Source organism: Peribacillus deserti, assembly GCF_002863585.1.
Taxonomy (GTDB): Bacteria; Bacillota; Bacilli; order Bacillales; family DSM-1321; genus Paraperibacillus; species Paraperibacillus deserti_A.
The window spans coordinates 43420-58871 of the sequence record NZ_PGUY01000021.1 but is presented as its reverse complement, the minus strand read 5'-3'; the positions used below and the strand labels follow the sequence as shown (position 1 = coordinate 58871).

Sequence of the window (15452 nt, the reverse complement as noted above, 5' to 3'; positions counted from 1 at the left end):
TCCCCCTTTTGTTTTTATAAATTATGCACCTCCCTCACAAAAGTTTCTTTGGAGCAACTTTCTATACTTACCGAAATATCTTTTCTATCATTAAGCCCAGCCTATTTTCATCATAAGATTGTGTTTTTTTGACATAAAAAAACCGATTATGGTTCCCATAATCGGCCTCACCTGGAGATGAAGTTAGATAACGGCTTCTTTACCAGAGTGTTCTTGTTCATTTTTGATAAGGTTATTGTAAAATACTGCCATAGAAGTCGACACATAAGGTACAAGCCATAGCAGTCCGATTCCTAAAGTGAAGATACATAGAATGGCCCAGCCGATGAAGCTAAGATTCATCAAGAAAAACTTCCACTTATTACCTTTCATTAGTTTTTTACTTTCAGTTATAGCTTCTAAAGCAGATAACTCCGGACGGTCTCGTAAAATAAAAAATGTCTGGGAATAAGAAAAGCTTTTAATTATTGCTGGTATGATTAACAAAATAGCCCATAAAAGTACAAAAATACCAATAAGAATGGTTGTTCCAATAATTTTCAGGGCCATTCTCCCATTCGAATATATGGTGAATAGCCATGAAATTTTAACATTCCCGTTTCTTGACACATTTAAAAAGATCCAATAAAAAGCAGTAGATAGCGGGAATAAAATGACGGAAATAATCATGTTAAGAATATCCGCCTCTATTGGCGCCTGCCCCTGGTTCCACCAGGACTCAAAACCTCCGGCTAACAATACTTCCCCTATTCCTCCTGGTATGGTACTGACCAGGAAAAATACGAAGGTAAGCAAAACGGCGGCTCCCCATTTGCCATTTAACGACCTTTTTGCTTCTTTTTTTATTTCAGAAATAGACATGTAATCCAATCTCCCCCTTTTTCTAGTAGAATTATACCACGGCATGTCGAACCAGCGGGAATCAAGGCTGAAAATAATCATTAAGACTTAACAGGATACGGAAGTTGATTTTTGCAGTGAGAGGTTCCATACAGTCTATTTTTAACAAAAGAGAAATATGAATGAAAACAGTAGTTTAGCAATCTCTGTTTGATATGAAATTAACTTTCCTACATGCTTACAATTCAACTGCCTTTTCAACTTTTCGTTATGATTGCAGGCAACATCATCCACACAAAAAAAACAGCAGTGACCCTGATATAAAAGGTCACTGCTGCCTTTTAATGGGTTTAGTCTAAAGGTAAAACCCACACTTAACTCTATGGATCCCCATGTCTTGATTTATGAAGTAAACGAATCTGATCCAAAATACCGGTCCCGTATGATTTTTCTGTGGTGAAGTTCATGTCCAGCTATTATGGCTGCCAGTGCACGGACACTTATTACTGAATTGTTGGCATTGCCTTTCTTATCCCAATCTGAAGGATGCAGGCTTTTTAACAGATGCAAGGTAGAGAGCCTGACGGCAGAGTAACTCTTGAGCAGGCCGTCAAGGGATGACTCATTAAAAGAGGCCTCCATTACATATTTATTTTCATCATAACCTGGCAGTGCCTGATCTTCCCCTCTTGCAAAAGAGAGGAGCCTAAACCCCATTATGCGCTCCGTATCCGTGATGTGACCAATTACTTCTTTAATACTCCATTTCTCAGGTGCATATCGAAATACTGCTTGTTTTTCTGTTAGTTTCCTGTAATCATTGTTCATTCCTATTTGCTGTTGCGTAAGTAGGTCAACAAGATCTCCTTCTGGCACCAGCTTTATGTATGTTGAATAATAAGGAGGATATTCATTTGTTTCTGGGAGTTTATACATATCTAGAACCTTCTTTCTTTTTCGTCATCCCCATTCATTTCTGTCTTTCTTTCATTTATTCCTCTTTTCAAAAGCATTTCAGGCGAAAAACCGGTTCGCAGTCATGAGCCAGTCTTCCCGAAAAACAGGCCATAAATTGGGGCGTCGTTTTACAGCCAAAGGATGATATGCTGCAGCTGTAGGAATCCCTTGAATATCATGCCACTTTCCGCGTAACTTTCGAACCTCGGCATTTGGGTCTTGAAAGAAGGATTGAACCGCAACATTTCCTAAACACAAAATTAACTTAGGCATATTTTCAGCAAGCTGCTGTCCTAGATGGAGCATACAAGTTTTACGCACAAGTTCTTTATCGTAAGCCCTGATTGGCCTGCGCTTTAAAATATAGGTAATATAAAGGTCATTTTTCGTTAATCCGGCATCATATGCCGCTCTCTGCAACGTCTGCCTTGTGCTGCAGACAAAGGGAGTACCTTCTTTATCTTCACGTGCACCAGGGTTATCTAATATAACCATAAGCTTTCCTGCTGGATTGCCTTCACCCCAGACCATTCTTGTACCATGCCTAAATAATCCACACTCTCTGCAGTCTCTCTGTCCTTCCGGCGTCTGTATTTCCGGCCATAATTCCCCGCAAAATGAAGACATTCGATTCACCTCATGAGATTAAAAAATCATATTTAATTATAGTCTGCGATAATAGAACTTAGGAAATACCTACTGGACCTTGTGAAATGAACATAAAAAAGCGAGATAAAGAATGGGTACCTTTGCTATCAAAATCACTTGGAGACTTCATTGCAATCTATTTTTAATAAAAATTACATCCTATAGTAATGTTCTTCTGTTAAATTATACTAAGAAAATGAAAAATTGGAGAAGACGCCCATGAAACCTTCAAATTGTAAAATACAGCAAAAAATAAATGAATTAATAAACAAAAGCTTTGAAATTAAAAAGGAACTCGATGCAACTCCCCTTCAAGACAAAAAAAGGTTTACATCTTTACTTGCAAACCTGCTTAAAGTCCATAAGGATTTAGATGAAATCCGTGAATAACCATCTAAGCCAGCAGGAAAGGCAGCTGTTTAGTAAGTAGCTGCCTAATTATTTAAACCGGCTCACTAAAAAGGAAATAAAAATTTCTTCTCCTCATTTGACGGTATGTAAGAGAATACTCGAGATCCTGTCAGCCTATTTCCAAGTTTGGCTTAACACTCGCAGCCAATTTTGATGTGTCAGCTTTAATAGATCAGAATCTTTGAATCCCCGCCCCTTGAGATCTTCTAATATCTTCGGCAGCCCTGCTGCATCCTTTAATTCGGAAGGAATATTTGTTCCATCAAAATCTGATCCGAATGCCACATGATCTATTCCAAATTTCTCAGCAATATATTCAATATGGCGTCCAATTTCTTGGATTGGCGTATTATTGTCTCTCGCACCATCCTCCCGAAGCATATTCACTGAGAAATTGATTCCTGCAACCCCTCCCGACTCAGCTATTGCGGCCAGTTGTTTATCAGTTACATTCCTAGACATATTGCAAAGAGCATGAGCATTGGAATGTGTAGCTACAATAGGAGCATCTGTTTTATTTGCAACATCCCAGAATCCTTTTTCAGTCAGGTGAGAGGTATCAATCATGATTCCCAGTCTATTACACTCCCGGACGAGATTTTTGCCCGCTGCTGTTAAGCCTCCTCCAATATCTGGAGAAGAGGGATAGCGAAATGGAACTCCCTCTCCGTACGCATTAGGCCTGCTCCATACAATACCCAGGGACCTTAGCCCCGCTTGATAGAAAACATGCAGTGCATCTAGATCTGTATCGATAGCTTCTGCCCCCTCAATATGGAAGATTGCAGCGACGATCTCCTTTTCAATGCAGGAGGTTAATTCCTCAGAGTTTCTGACCACTTTAAAACGTCCATTTGATTCGGCTTCGTATCGAAACAAATTGGCAGCCATTGCCTGTGTTGTCCGAAGAGCAAATTCATGTGAAATGGGCGGTGGCAGTGGAATCTCATATCCGCGTTCGTTTTCTACCACTTCCGTTCTATGAGAGGGATTGGGTGTAAATACGGCAAAGAATCCTCCACCTAAACCGCCTCGTTTTGCCCGTGGAAGATCAATATGCCCAGTGTCTGATGCAGTGAAAAAAGAACGTCCCTTCCCGCGTTCTGCATAATACAGGCTTAAAAGAGTATCGTTATGTCCATCAAATATCGGAAACTGATTCAAACTATTTCCTCCTTATAAAATTTTCTGTCAATTTAATCATATCACAGTTTTCATTGGTAATAGGTCAGCAGCACTCTAGTTATCTGCTAATCTTTTATACATAACAATATGCGGGCCGATGCCGGGAATTTCAAATAGTCCTCCACGCTCTTTCAAGCCTAGTTTTTTATAATACCCGCTTGCGGATGTTCTTGCATTGCACCACCAAACATCCGCATCTTTATTATGTAATACCTGTTCAGCTGTCTTTATCAGGAGGCTGCCCGCCTGTCTGTTCCGATATTCTGGCAAAGTAGCCATTCCTCTTAACCGAAATTGGTGCGGGTCGTTAAGTCCAGCATGCTTCTCTTTATAAAAGGAAGCAATGCTGATCAACTCATTATCCAAGAAAACTCCTAAATGGAAAGTATGTTCCGCTTCATCATTAGGAAACTTACATTCTTCTATCGTTTGATTTGGGCGCAGTACCTTATGTCTTATCGAAAATGTATCTTCTGAACGAATAAGTTTCACTTCCATTACTTATTCCTCCTTATAGGTTTAATTTGTTTTCTACTATCATCATACCCCCTGCCCTGCCTCTATAAAATTGCCATTTTCCCATATCCAGCTCAATCTCTGAATTGGTAATAATAACCTCATTGTTTAATTTTTGTTACTCATTTATAATCTTCTAGAACACAAGAAATATAGAAGTTTGAAAGGGAGAACTGCATGAAAAAAATGTGGGCAATATTACTTACTTTTTCATTGTTATTGAGCTTATTTCCTCAACTGACAATGGCCGCGAAACAGCCTGATTTCGATCAAAAACTAGAGGCTTATCTGGTAAAGGTGAGTGGGATTAGAGGTTTCGAAGTAACCAAGGAAGATATAGAAGCTTCACTGGCTGCTTACGATGAATCTCTGAATGATTATGAAACGGTTAATGAACTGAGTACATCCCTTGGAAGCGTAATTAGAAAAGATCTCAGTAATTTAAAATCAGTGTATGAAGAACATGAAATTGATCAAGCCGGTCTTGAAAAGTTACTCCAAGAAAATGGAGAAGAACTGGACGATTATGTCTATGTGGCCGACCTGAGTGATGCAATCTATACATACATGGAAGGTGAATTTGAACAAGATCCGAACTTCGAACAGGATTTAAAAGACTACCTGACTGAAGTGAGTGCGGTAAGAGGCTTCCCGGTTACAAGAGAAGATATTGAAAGCTATCTTAATACGTTCGATGACAGCCTGGATACCTTTGAATCAGTAGACGAACTCCGTGAATTCATGGGTGATGTAATCAAGGCCGACTTAAGCAACCTGGATTACTTTAATGAATCTTATGATTTGGATAAAGAATCCCTGCTCGGCTTGTTAAAGGAAAATGGAAAAGATATTAAGAATTATGTATTTATGGATCAATTAGAAGAAGACGTCTGGAACTTTACTGAAGGAGATCTCCCTCCCATGGATGAAGAGATCGCTGAAGATATCCTCCCGATATTCGAGCAGGAGCTTGGATTATCTGAGACGGAACTTAAGAATATTGAAGAACATTTAACATCCCTCGAGGACGTACTTTCAGATCCGATTGTAATGGATCGTCTAGATGAATTAGCGGAAAAAATGATGGCATTCGAAGACTTTGACATGGCATCTGAACTTTCACCTGCTGATATAGCTGAAATAACTTCCATTTATAACGAGTTCTTATCCATCTTCCAGCTAAAGGCTGATTATAGCCTTGTAAAAAATGGAACTGAAACTCCGTTATCCATCATGGATTTGTTCAGCATGAAAGAACTGACAGATGCAAAACTAAAAATCACTCTTTATTCAACAAGTGGAAAATTCCTTGCAGACCTGCTGATTACCGGAGATATGGTTGATTCTGATACCATTATTGATGCGGGGGAACAGGTTGAGAAATCCGTCGAGGATGTAAAACAAACAGTCTCTAAGGAGACACCTGAAAAACCAAAGCACCTGCAAAAAGAAACGTTTAAAAAGAAGGAAGCAATGAAGACGGTCAAGGGAGCAAAACTTCCTAAAACTGCTTCAGATTATATTCCTAATATGCTTCTCGGTCTCCTTCTAGCGTTTGCTGGATTCATGATATACCGCAAAGTAAGGACAAACTAAGATGGAAAGACGGAATACTAGAATCAATCGCAATAAGCGGTTGATTCTTATTTCACTATCTCTGGCACTGGTTACTGCAGGCGTATGGTTTACAGCTGATAATCTGTATAAATTTGCAAAAGGCTACTTTCTATTTAAAACCGAGGCATCTGTCCCCGCGCAGGAGATAACAAAAACACCAGAGCCCAGGCAAACAAATCTGTCAGAGGTTCAAGATGAACTTTACCCAGTCCGCCCTAAAATTGGAGAGAAAATGGGTGAGTTATATATCCCTAAATTAAAGGCTTCCCTTCCTATTTTCCATGGAACGGATGAGGATGAACTGTCAAAAGGAGTCGGTCACTTCGCGGGAAGTGTTCTTCCCGGAGAAAAAGATAATTCGGTTTTGTCCGGACATCGTGATACAGTCTTCAGAAAACTGGGAGATGTAGGAGAAGGAGATTCGCTTATTGTACGTACGTCTGCAGGTGAATTCCGATATAAAGTAAATAAAGTGAGGATTGTGGATGCAGATGACCGGACCGTTATTGTCCCTAAACCACGTGCCACTTTAACAGTCAGCACTTGTTATCCTTTTAATTTTATTGGCTCTGCCCCAGAACGGTATATTCTAGTCGCATACCTGGCCGAGAAAAAAAACAAAAGAGAGGCACACGCCTCTCTTTTGTTTTTTTTAGTAGGCTCTTTTCTAAATGATTGTTGTTTTTTAATAGTTCGGTGAACCTACCCTATTGTTAAATAGGTTGATTGGAACGTAAGGTGCGAGACTCCTGCGGGAGCAGCGGGCAATGTCCGGCTCCAGCGCCTAGACCCTCGAGTCATAAGCCAATCGGTCCATGGAAAGGAAAACCGCTTTCCACGGCCCGCTTGTCTTATGCTTGGCTAACGCATAAGTGCGACTATGCTTCTGTCTTCGCTAACGCTTGCCACTCAGCAAGTCTTCTTTATCGGGTCTGAACAAGGTGCTTCCGCTTTTCTATCAGGTGAGACCCCACAGGCGAAGCCGAGGAGGCTCAGCGCCCGCCCCGCGGAAAGCGAGCATCCTTTAGTGTAAATCAACCCCTTTGCGAAAACAGCCCTTTACTAATATCTGGGGACTCCTCCCGTTTACATCTGCACACTTTTTAATGAATTTAGTTAATTTTCACCTCCGGTGATGTTATAATTAATCAATTATATTTTGAAGCGGAGGATAGTAAATGGAATGGTTGTCAGCGTCAAATGATACAAACACATTTGATTCCTTCTCCCTATCCCATTTAATCGTCATATTCATTTCATTTGTTTTCCCGGCTATCCTTTTTTTAAACAAAGGCAGGCTGCAGCAATTGGACTTTCGAAAAATGGAGATAATAGTAGCCCTTTCCCTTCTGGTTTCAGAGCTTAGCTTTCAATTCTGGATGATTTACAACGGCACATGGACAGCCGCCCATTCCATTCCGTTGGAACTTTGCAGCATCAGTTTATTCTTATCTGCTGCTCTTCTCGTCACCAGAAAGCGCGCTCTTTACGAAATAGTGCTTTTTACATCATTATTAGGGGCATCCCAGGCTATACTCACGCCGGTATTAACGTACGATTTTCCTCACTTTAGGTTTATCCACTTTTTTTATACCCATCTCATACTTATTTGGGTACCTTTTTATTTCACATGGATACTAGGTTACAGACCTACTTTATGGTCGGTCCTGAAAGTATTTATATTCCTCAATACTCTGATGCCTGTTGTAATTTCATTTAATAAGCTCGTAAAGGGCAATTACATGTTCTTAAGCCATAAACCTGATAACCCCAGTTTACTAGATTTATTGGGACCATATCCTTGGTATATTTTGTCCCTGGAAGGGTTATTGCTGCTGATGAGTGTATTGGTTTGGATTCTTTTTAGAGAAAGAACTGCAGAGGGGATGTTCCCAGTGAATAAGGAGGAGAATTGAAACACCGTTACATCACTTTAAGAGAGACGGATTGTTCCAAAGTTTTTTGGGTAAATTTATTACAGAGAGGCAGCTCGCGGTTATGAATCACCTCTCTGTTACTGCTAATTCCGATGAGTCTAACTTTAACCTGCCCAGCTATAGTTATAAAAGGATAACTTCTCTCCGTTCAACGTGATTGCCTCATTATCTATAGAGTCCAGTTCAAACCCGTTTTTTTCTAAGACTTTTTGTGACGCGATATTTTTATTGGTCGTTTTTGCTAATATTTTGTTTATTTCGTACTCGTCCGCGCTTAAGGCTAATATATATTTCAATGCGGTGGCTGCAATTCCTTTTTGTAAGTGATTTCTCCCTACCCGGTATCCAAGGTCAGCTTTTCTTCCAGTACTTTCCATAGCGATATCCGCTAAATTGATCCTGCCGGCTATGGCATGATGACCAACAAAAATAAGATGAAAAATGGATAACCCGTTTTCTTGTTCCAGGAGTAGACTTTCAAGGTTATTTAAAAAATGGCTGTATATATAGTAGTCATCCCCGCGCCCAGGTACCATTGTTTCAAAAAATCTTCTGTTGTCACACTCAAACTTAAAAAGACTTTGTGCATGACGTTCACTTAACTTTTCAATACGTATACTCAGGTTCCCCGCCCCCTTTCAACTTTCGGACTTTTCATTTCATAATTTTACGAGATTCCAATACTGATTGATAACCTGCAAATGTACAACTTACTGCTTTCATATACTAGCAAGTAAACTTTATCATATCTAACAACAAGCCTGATATTTTGTCATAGATTAAAAAAATACATGTTTTACTAAAGGAGTGGTTATTGAAATGTGGGAAATTATCGTTTATATTGTCGCCGCCCCGCTTCTTACTCTCTTTTTAACGATTACAGCCATGAAATATAATCAATTCATTCTGCCTCCCGTAATTGTCTTTGTAGTTCTAAATCTTTTTACCATCTTTGTTCCTATGTTAACTAATAATGAATGGCAGCCATTATTCAGCAGAGCTATTATATTTACAATAGGTTCCGTACTGCTGTGTACGATTATCTGGACAGGGAGAATCTTTAAAAGAATCAGGGCTTATAAATAATTGGTTAGTATAAACTTGATTCATTTTAGAAGAGATCCGGCACTGTTTAGATTGATAGCATGGTAATAAATGTTATAATTAACAAAAACAAGTTCAGACATGGATGTGTAAAAATGGCAAGCAATGACATAAATCAATATACTACCCAATTAGTGGAGTTACTTAGTCTTATTCAATCAGTTGGTTCCACTTCTTATAGAAGCAAAGAGACTCAGCTTCAATCCATTCATACAGATGTAAATGATACCGAAATCAGCAGTCTTATGTCTTCCATTTTAGTTGAACTTGGCAAGATCAATGAAAGAATGATTGATATGACCTGGCTTAATGAGCATTTACGTATTCTTCACGATTTTGGCCGGACGTGTTCTCAGACACTTAATGAAAAAGTCCTTATGGAAAAGGCTTATCAGCTTGTTTCACAAGTTATGCCCACAGATGCCTTTTTTATAGCTCTTTATGAAGAGGGAAATCAGAAAATTCAAATCCCTTTTATGATGGATGATGGCGAGTTTTTACATTCCATTGAAATCCCATTTGATGATAATAGTTTTACAGTGAAGGTGATCAAGTCAAGAGAAACCATCCACGCAAAAACAGCAAAAGAATTAAATGAATTTAATTATATAATCGGTACAGGGGAAGGAAACACCTGTATTTATGTCCCACTTCTCATTGATGATGAAGTAAAAGGGGTAATTTCCGCTCAAAGCAACCGGGAATTTGCTTACAGAAAAGAACATGAGGATCTGCTGCAGATCATCGGCAATCAAGTTATTAGTTCTATTAATACGGCCAGACTATATACAAGAAATTATGAAATGTCCCTTACAGACGAGATGACCGGGTTAGGAAATTATCGAGCCTTTCATTCTGATTTGGAGAAAATCATCAAAGAACATGCAGATTCGGTATCTCTCTTGATGATAGATTCAGATGGACTTAAGTGTATCAATGATCGTTATGGACATCATGCAGGTGACTTGTATCTTAAAATCATTGCACGAGGTATGGAAAGTATCTCTTGCACCAGAGCAAAAGCATACCGCTATGCTGGAGATGAATTCATGTTCATTATTGAAAATTCTTCGATCTCTGAACTAAGACTCGTATTTGAAGAGTTACGCTTCTTTTTAAACCAGAATCCAATTCAGATAAATGGAACAAGCATTACCGTTTCCATTAGCGGTGGCGGAGCCATATACCCATTACATGCAACTTCCTCAGAAACTTTAAAGAAGAATGCAGACATTGCCTTGTACAGGGCAAAGAAAGCCGGTAAGAATCACTTCGTTCTATTCATAGACGATCTTTCATCCCATACATCTTAACTCTTAATTAGGGAACGCTCTTACGTATCCAAAATCCCTGAATGCCTTGCCAGGAAGCGGTAATCCGCTTCCCTAAGCTTCATAACTACTATTCAATCATCTAATGGATTCTCCAGATAAACTTACATAAATAAAACGGTTACACCGTATAAAAGTGCCGTGATGCCGGCTGCGATTAAGGCCGGCTTTAATTTATAACGTGCATATTTCATTACGGAAAGATTCAAAATTCTAGCAATGGTATTTGTATCATCGCTTAATGGAGACGCAAAAGCCCCAAATGTGCCGCTGGCAAATACTGCTCCTATTACAAGTGGTAAAGATATGTGGGCCGCATACGACATCGAAACTCCTAAAGGCATAAGTATTCCCCAAGTACCCCAGGCCGATCCAATAAAATAAGATATAGCTCCCCCAAAAAGAAACAAAATCGGAACAACGACAGAAGGCGGTATCCATCCTGCATGCTCTGTTATAAATTCTGTAAAACCCAGTTTTTCCGTTACAGATGATAATCCCCAGACCACTGCAAGTAAAACAATCACACTCATCATTTCATTGCCCCCAATAATAAAACTATTGAGCAGCTCGGCAGTTTTCATTTTTTGTATTCTCAACCATACAAAAGCCAAAATAGAGGTTAACAGGAGAGCTGCGAGCATGGCCATCATCACATCTGCTTTGATAAATGCACCCAGTACCCCCTTTTCTTTTTGGTAACCGTCCCACCAAGTGAAAACAAGGGTCAGCGAAACGATGAGGGCCAAAGGAATTAGCAGATTCCACGGCTTGGATGGAAGGTCCTTCCCTACTGCCGGGTCACAGCTATGCCAATCATCTTCATCCGATTCACTTTCTTTACCTATCATTGTTGGGTCAGTATCTTCTGTCGATTTAGAACGATGAAAGAAGCTTAAATATATTCCTACTAAAATCATGACAAAAGAAAAAAAGTTAAAAGGTATACTTTGGATAAAAAGTCTATAAGGATCAGCATGTATATGCTCGTTCTTTACGGCGAGATCCACAATGGAGGTCATATATCCAACAAATGCCGTAGCAATAGGGATAAGGACGATGACGGGAGTCGCAGTAGTTTCAATAACAAAGCCCAATTCCTGTGTGGACATTTTGACCTTTTTCAACAGTGCCCTCATTATGGGAGCAATCGTCACAAAACGGAAACTCGGTGCGGCGAAGGTTCCAAGTGTTGACAGATAGGTAAGAATCAGCGCTTCCCTTTTTGTATGTATTCTAGTCGAAGCTTCCTCGACAAAACCTCTTATACCTCCTGAAATCTTAATCATTCCGATCAAACCAGAAAAAGCATATAAGAACAGTAATATTCTGATATTACCCGGATCAATAAGGCCGCTGACCAGGTAACCGATCATCTCCTCGAGGCCCCCTGTCAGAGTGGGTTTAAGCAAGTACGAACCCACTAATAATCCAGCAAATAATCCTGGCAGTACCTGCTTAGTTTTCATGGCGATCGGAATGGCGATTAAAAACGGGACAATAGAAAGCCATTTACTATCCAAAAATCTTCACCTTCCTTCATGTCTTCTATGGATAGAATGTGAAGGAACGGAAAGTTTATACAAGATATCCAAGGATAGCAATTTTTAAGGCTTCGTACAATTACAGAAGGCTGCGTTACCATTCTTTATGACACTATCATTGGAATGGTTAAGTAATACCCCCGAATACTTCTAACACCGGGGATACTTCCGGATTCCCGCGGAATGCGGGTGCCCTTGAATACAATCCATTATCAATTTGGACCGAGCTTCCCAAAAAGAGAACTTATTCTAAGGACAGGCGCATATTCTATTTTATAGACTTTGATATGAGGAGGAATAGTATGGTTTGGGCAGCAGTCTGCATTTTTTCTCTGATTTTAATAGGCTTATTAATCCAGGTCTTTGGAGAAAAATCAACAGGAACACATAAAAGAATACATTCTGTTGACTATGTTCAAAATGAGGAGCAATTGAGAGCAAATACAATGGTATCCAGCAGTTCGGATTAACTCCTCCCGGGCGGATGATATGCATTAAACAGGCGATCTAATGAGATCGCCCTGTTTATCTCTAGAATAGTTACCTCTATTATTATTGTTTATTAACACCCAATCCTGACTTTCTGCGCAGATGTATCTCTTTTTTCGTAAAAGCCACTTCTACACGGGTACCTTTCCCTGGAACGCTGGTATAAGCAATTTTTCCATTAATTTTTTCCACAATTCTTAAAGATACGGAGGTGCCTAGCCCCGTCCCTTTCACTCTTGTTGTATAAAACAAAGATCCTTGAAAGCTCTTCGGGGCTCCTGCCTTTTCCTGTACCGGTAATTGAAATATTGTTGAAATAATATTTGATCTGTCCCGAGAAGAAAGCTTGAGGATATCCCGCCATGAATGGAGCACCTTAGTAAAAGGAGGTGTAAAACATGGAATATCAAAAAGATGCAAGAGAAAGCAAGCAGAATTCTAAAAAAGGATCAGATCATAAACAAATTCACGGAGGGGTAATGAGGACTGCAGACGAAACGACGGATGCACTTGTGACAGGTCTGCAAAACGCGGTTACTGGGGAAGGTGAATCCAGTAAAGGCCGAAAGTAAAGAGTTTCGATAGGAGTAGTGATCATATAAGGCAGCAAGTGTGGTTGGGCAGGCCGGATAAATATGGGGACCACTTTTCCGAACTAGTGGGACGGAAGTATGGGGGCCATTGGCTTGAGAACGGGACATCGCGAAGAGTAGAAGGGCTAAATTTGATAGGCAAAGGGTCAAACTACATGATATTAATGAAAAATTAAAGTAAAATTTAAAAGAAGGCTGATGTTGAACCGGCTTTCAATATCGTTTAGTGGCTAAAAATCACTATTACGGGTAATTTTTAGCACTTACCATAGCAGGGCAGAAACTTATGCTTGTGTTTTAAGGTTTTATGCTTATTTTTTTGGATGTTATGCTTAACTTTCAGCCTCTTATGCTTAGGTTTAAAGGTTTTATGCTTATTCTGAATTTTCTATGCGTATCCCGGCCCTTTTATGCTCTTAGAGAAGCGGATATGCTTATCCTAAGCCGGTTATGATTAGGGAAAAACTAATAGGCTTATCCTGACCACTGGTAAGCCCAGAAAATACGGATATGCTGCTAATCCTAAAACCTGTTATGCTATGGTTACACTAATATTCTTATCTTAATCCTAAGGTTATGCCCAGGGATAAGCGAATATGAGTATCCCGCCCGTGTAATGCTCAGGGATAAAATGAACCCTTCAAGATTAAGCTCTCGAAGGGTTAGGTTGCTATTCAATGATTTCCGTATGAAAACATAGTTTCATATGGTTAATAAAAGTTTCTCCCAAATCAGTGAACGTGGCTGCGCCTCTTTTATGTATGACAGTATGAAATCCTTCAGCATTGGCCCCGGCAATCGTCTGATAGTTGCATATATCCGTACATACTCCGACAACATGTACTGTATTCACACCGCGCTCCCGCAATCGGTCTGCAAGAGGTGTCTTAAAAAAGGCATTATAATTCGTTTTTGGAATGTACCATACATCCTCCGAATCTTTTTGCTGCAAATACCATTCATGCAGGTCACCAAAAAGCTCCTGTCCTTTCGTTCCGGCTACATTGTGGACTGGCCATAAATCGAAGTGAGGATCATTCTCTGCATGTGCATCCATTGTAACCACAACTGTTTTACCTTCAGTCAGAAATTTTTCTGCTACCCTTAAAATATAGGGAACAATTTCCTGTCCCGGTTTTCCGACAGTTAATGTTCCTTGATCTGCTATAAAATCGTTGCTCATATCCACTATAAGCAGAGCTTCATGTACCATTCGTATCTCTCCCTCAAAATTTCTATGTTACTTGTCCTGTCAGTTCCATGTGATCCCCTGAATATGATCGGTGAAAAGGACAAGCTCTTCTAAATGTATGCTTGTATCCGGCGATGCGATTGGCTGAATCTTGACGTTCTTTAGGTACAAGCATGCATGTATATTAATCAGCTCTCTTGTTGATATATCAAGCAGCGGTTCTTTTTCTGACTTCATTAAAGCCTGGGACAAAATAGGCTCCTTTTCCATTTCTTCCGGTTCATATGCCCTTATCTCTCCCTTGATGATCGAGGTAGCTGTCAGGATTTCCAGTTTCTTTTTTGGTGATTGGTTTTGCTGTAGCTCATCTAAAATAATCTGCAGCTGCACAACAGTAAGTTTTTTAAAATCTAGTACAGATTGTAAATTTGATCCTTTCATACAAACCTCCGTTAATAAATGTCTAAGTACATTCACTATGCCTCAAAATTCGGACGTTTATGTGAGGCCTGGAAGAATTGTTTTAAATTAAGAATGTTTTGTTTTTATAAACATAAAAAAACACGCCCCAAAAAGGAACCTGGTTATACACGTGGTACCACCCTTATTGAAGAACATGTTCTTCCGCTCTGGCCGGATAACGGTCCGTGCCGTTCTTTGCTATTATTTTTCACAAAGAAAGTTCCTGGAGGTAATTTATATTTATCTATGTACCGATTTTCACCACCCACCGGCTCTCTAGAACAGGGAGATAACATACTACTGAATCCTGTCATTACATATCAGCTATAAATTTTTTCTCATTTTATCAAAGCAGGCTCAAGATTACAATGAAAATTGGAAAAATATTCTGATATATCCACGTTGAGCAGGACACCATTAGCTGTAATCTTGGGAAATAATCCAGGAAATGGGGACAGTCCCCACATGATAAAAAAAGCCGCTCCCGTAGATAGGAGCGGCTTTTGCCATAAGGCCCATATTTCCTTAAGTCTTTTTGTTTATACCATTTAATCGTGACTGAGGATACTATGTTTAATGAGAGTTCCTGTTAGCAGATAATTCCTAGCGCCAGCAGCAGCTTCTAC

General features: G+C 39.7%; 19 protein-coding genes and 1 other annotated feature. Of the genes, 8 read left to right on the top strand and 11 right to left on the bottom strand.

The genetic code is table 11. The features are described 5' to 3' along the window. Positions 1-183: 183 nt before the first annotated feature. The 3 genes from CUU66_RS07435 to CUU66_RS07425 all read right to left on the bottom strand — a co-directional run bounded on the left by CUU66_RS07435 (position 184) and on the right by CUU66_RS07425 (position 2424). A complete protein-coding gene (locus CUU66_RS07435) occupies positions 184-861 on the bottom strand; it encodes a DUF975 family protein (protein ID WP_101641050.1) in 678 nt (225 codons plus the stop codon). Positions 862-1242: 381 nt separating this feature from the next. After that, positions 1243-1776 carry a DinB family protein gene (locus CUU66_RS07430; RefSeq protein ID WP_101641049.1) on the bottom strand — a complete coding sequence of 178 codons (534 nt, stop codon included), beginning with the start codon at positions 1774-1776 and terminating at the stop codon, positions 1243-1245. Between the two features lie 78 nt (positions 1777-1854). Next, positions 1855-2424, bottom strand: a complete 570-nt coding sequence (locus CUU66_RS07425; RefSeq protein WP_101641048.1) for a uracil-DNA glycosylase — start codon at positions 2422-2424, stop codon at positions 1855-1857. 240 nt (positions 2425-2664) lie between these two features. On the opposite strand from CUU66_RS07425, the gene CUU66_RS24070 reads away from it, so the two are divergent. Further along, complete coding sequence (locus CUU66_RS24070) at positions 2665-2835, top strand: hypothetical protein (RefSeq protein WP_180955198.1); 171 nt, start codon at positions 2665-2667, stop codon at positions 2833-2835. A gap of 135 nt (positions 2836-2970) precedes the next feature. On the opposite strand, the gene CUU66_RS07420 is transcribed toward CUU66_RS24070, so the two are convergent. Together CUU66_RS07420 and CUU66_RS07415 are read right to left on the bottom strand one after the other, a co-directional pair. Continuing rightward, positions 2971-4020, bottom strand: coding sequence for a dipeptidase (locus CUU66_RS07420; protein WP_101641047.1), 1050 nt, complete (start codon positions 4018-4020; stop codon positions 2971-2973). 75 nt (positions 4021-4095) lie between these two features. After that, positions 4096-4539: a GNAT family N-acetyltransferase gene (locus CUU66_RS07415; RefSeq protein WP_101641046.1), complete on the bottom strand. Its 444-nt coding sequence runs from the start codon at positions 4537-4539 to the stop codon at positions 4096-4098. 195 nt (positions 4540-4734) lie between these two features. Between CUU66_RS07415 and CUU66_RS07410 the strand changes: the two genes are divergently transcribed. The 3 genes from CUU66_RS07410 (at position 4735) to CUU66_RS07400 (ending at position 8090) form a co-directional block, all read left to right on the top strand. Then, complete coding sequence (locus CUU66_RS07410) at positions 4735-6153, top strand: processed acidic surface protein (protein ID WP_101641045.1); 1419 nt, start codon at positions 4735-4737, stop codon at positions 6151-6153. Position 6154: 1 nt separating this feature from the next. Continuing rightward, positions 6155-6874, top strand: coding sequence for a class D sortase (locus CUU66_RS07405; RefSeq protein WP_101641044.1), 720 nt, complete (start codon positions 6155-6157; stop codon positions 6872-6874). A gap of 478 nt (positions 6875-7352) precedes the next feature. After that, the gene (locus tag CUU66_RS07400; protein WP_101641043.1) at positions 7353-8090 is read left to right on the top strand and encodes a YwaF family protein; all 738 of its coding nucleotides are present in this window, start codon (positions 7353-7355) and stop codon (positions 8088-8090) included. A 125-nt stretch (positions 8091-8215) separates the two neighbouring features. Here CUU66_RS07400 and CUU66_RS07395 read toward each other — a convergent pair whose 3' ends face one another. Beyond that, entirely contained in the window at positions 8216-8734 is a 519-nt protein-coding gene (locus tag CUU66_RS07395; protein ID WP_101641042.1) for a GNAT family N-acetyltransferase, read from the bottom strand. A 196-nt stretch (positions 8735-8930) separates the two neighbouring features. Here CUU66_RS07395 and CUU66_RS07390 point away from each other — a divergent pair, with 196 nt between their 5' ends. Both CUU66_RS07390 and CUU66_RS07385 read left to right on the top strand, forming a co-directional pair. Further along, positions 8931-9197, top strand: coding sequence for a hypothetical protein (locus CUU66_RS07390; protein ID WP_101641041.1), 267 nt, complete (start codon positions 8931-8933; stop codon positions 9195-9197). 113 nt (positions 9198-9310) lie between these two features. Beyond that, a complete protein-coding gene (locus CUU66_RS07385; RefSeq protein ID WP_180955197.1) occupies positions 9311-10528 on the top strand; it encodes a sensor domain-containing diguanylate cyclase in 1218 nt (405 codons plus the stop codon). Positions 10529-10650: 122 nt separating this feature from the next. On the opposite strand, the gene CUU66_RS07380 is transcribed toward CUU66_RS07385, so the two are convergent. Then, positions 10651-12069 carry a Na+/H+ antiporter NhaC family protein gene (locus tag CUU66_RS07380; RefSeq protein ID WP_101641039.1) on the bottom strand — a complete coding sequence of 473 codons (1419 nt, stop codon included), beginning with the start codon at positions 12067-12069 and terminating at the stop codon, positions 10651-10653. A gap of 323 nt (positions 12070-12392) precedes the next feature. Here CUU66_RS07380 and CUU66_RS24065 point away from each other — a divergent pair, with 323 nt between their 5' ends. Then, the gene (locus CUU66_RS24065; RefSeq protein WP_180955196.1) at positions 12393-12560 is read left to right on the top strand and encodes a hypothetical protein; all 168 of its coding nucleotides are present in this window, start codon (positions 12393-12395) and stop codon (positions 12558-12560) included. Between the two features lie 82 nt (positions 12561-12642). On the opposite strand, the gene CUU66_RS25345 is transcribed toward CUU66_RS24065, so the two are convergent. Both CUU66_RS25345 and CUU66_RS24055 read right to left on the bottom strand, forming a co-directional pair. Next, positions 12643-12813, bottom strand: a complete 171-nt coding sequence (locus CUU66_RS25345) for an ATP-binding protein (protein WP_374702980.1) — start codon at positions 12811-12813, stop codon at positions 12643-12645. Beyond that, the gene (locus CUU66_RS24055; RefSeq protein ID WP_180955204.1) at positions 12758-12943 is read right to left on the bottom strand and encodes a hypothetical protein; all 186 of its coding nucleotides are present in this window, start codon (positions 12941-12943) and stop codon (positions 12758-12760) included. The genes CUU66_RS25345 and CUU66_RS24055 overlap by 56 nt, the downstream gene beginning before the upstream one ends. 34 nt (positions 12944-12977) lie before the next feature. On the opposite strand from CUU66_RS24055, the gene CUU66_RS24050 reads away from it, so the two are divergent. Further along, positions 12978-13151, top strand: coding sequence for a hypothetical protein (locus tag CUU66_RS24050; protein WP_180955194.1), 174 nt, complete (start codon positions 12978-12980; stop codon positions 13149-13151). A 691-nt stretch (positions 13152-13842) separates the two neighbouring features. Here the strand turns inward: CUU66_RS24050 and CUU66_RS07370 are convergent. Both CUU66_RS07370 and CUU66_RS07365 read right to left on the bottom strand, forming a co-directional pair. Then, complete coding sequence (locus CUU66_RS07370; RefSeq protein WP_101641037.1) at positions 13843-14385, bottom strand: cysteine hydrolase family protein; 543 nt, start codon at positions 14383-14385, stop codon at positions 13843-13845. A gap of 39 nt (positions 14386-14424) precedes the next feature. Beyond that, entirely contained in the window at positions 14425-14805 is a 381-nt protein-coding gene (locus CUU66_RS07365) for a hypothetical protein (protein ID WP_101641036.1), read from the bottom strand. 130 nt (positions 14806-14935) lie between these two features. Next, positions 14936-15149: a binding site (T-box leader), on the bottom strand. Between the last annotated feature and the right edge of the window lie 303 nt (positions 15150-15452).

Coding starts and splice junctions, on each gene's coding strand:
- CUU66_RS07370 (WP_101641037.1), bottom strand. CDS start 14,385: ATGGTACATGAAGCTCTGCTTATAGTGGATATGAGCAACGATTTTATA.
- CUU66_RS07425 (WP_101641048.1), bottom strand. CDS start 2,424: ATGTCTTCATTTTGCGGGGAATTATGGCCGGAAATACAGACGCCGGAA.
- CUU66_RS24055 (WP_180955204.1), bottom strand. CDS start 12,943: ATGGCGGGATATCCTCAAGCTTTCTTCTCGGGACAGATCAAATATTAT.
- CUU66_RS07430 (WP_101641049.1), bottom strand. CDS start 1,776: ATGTATAAACTCCCAGAAACAAATGAATATCCTCCTTATTATTCAACA.
- CUU66_RS07415 (WP_101641046.1), bottom strand. CDS start 4,539: ATGGAAGTGAAACTTATTCGTTCAGAAGATACATTTTCGATAAGACAT.
- CUU66_RS07400 (WP_101641043.1), top strand. CDS start 7,353: ATGGAATGGTTGTCAGCGTCAAATGATACAAACACATTTGATTCCTTC.
- CUU66_RS07435 (WP_101641050.1), bottom strand. CDS start 861: ATGTCTATTTCTGAAATAAAAAAAGAAGCAAAAAGGTCGTTAAATGGC.
- CUU66_RS07385 (WP_180955197.1), top strand. CDS start 9,311: ATGGCAAGCAATGACATAAATCAATATACTACCCAATTAGTGGAGTTA.
- CUU66_RS07390 (WP_101641041.1), top strand. CDS start 8,931: ATGTGGGAAATTATCGTTTATATTGTCGCCGCCCCGCTTCTTACTCTC.
- CUU66_RS07365 (WP_101641036.1), bottom strand. CDS start 14,805: ATGAAAGGATCAAATTTACAATCTGTACTAGATTTTAAAAAACTTACT.
- CUU66_RS24065 (WP_180955196.1), top strand. CDS start 12,393: ATGGTTTGGGCAGCAGTCTGCATTTTTTCTCTGATTTTAATAGGCTTA.
- CUU66_RS24050 (WP_180955194.1), top strand. CDS start 12,978: ATGGAATATCAAAAAGATGCAAGAGAAAGCAAGCAGAATTCTAAAAAA.
- CUU66_RS07410 (WP_101641045.1), top strand. CDS start 4,735: ATGAAAAAAATGTGGGCAATATTACTTACTTTTTCATTGTTATTGAGC.
- CUU66_RS24070 (WP_180955198.1), top strand. CDS start 2,665: ATGAAACCTTCAAATTGTAAAATACAGCAAAAAATAAATGAATTAATA.
- CUU66_RS07405 (WP_101641044.1), top strand. CDS start 6,155: ATGGAAAGACGGAATACTAGAATCAATCGCAATAAGCGGTTGATTCTT.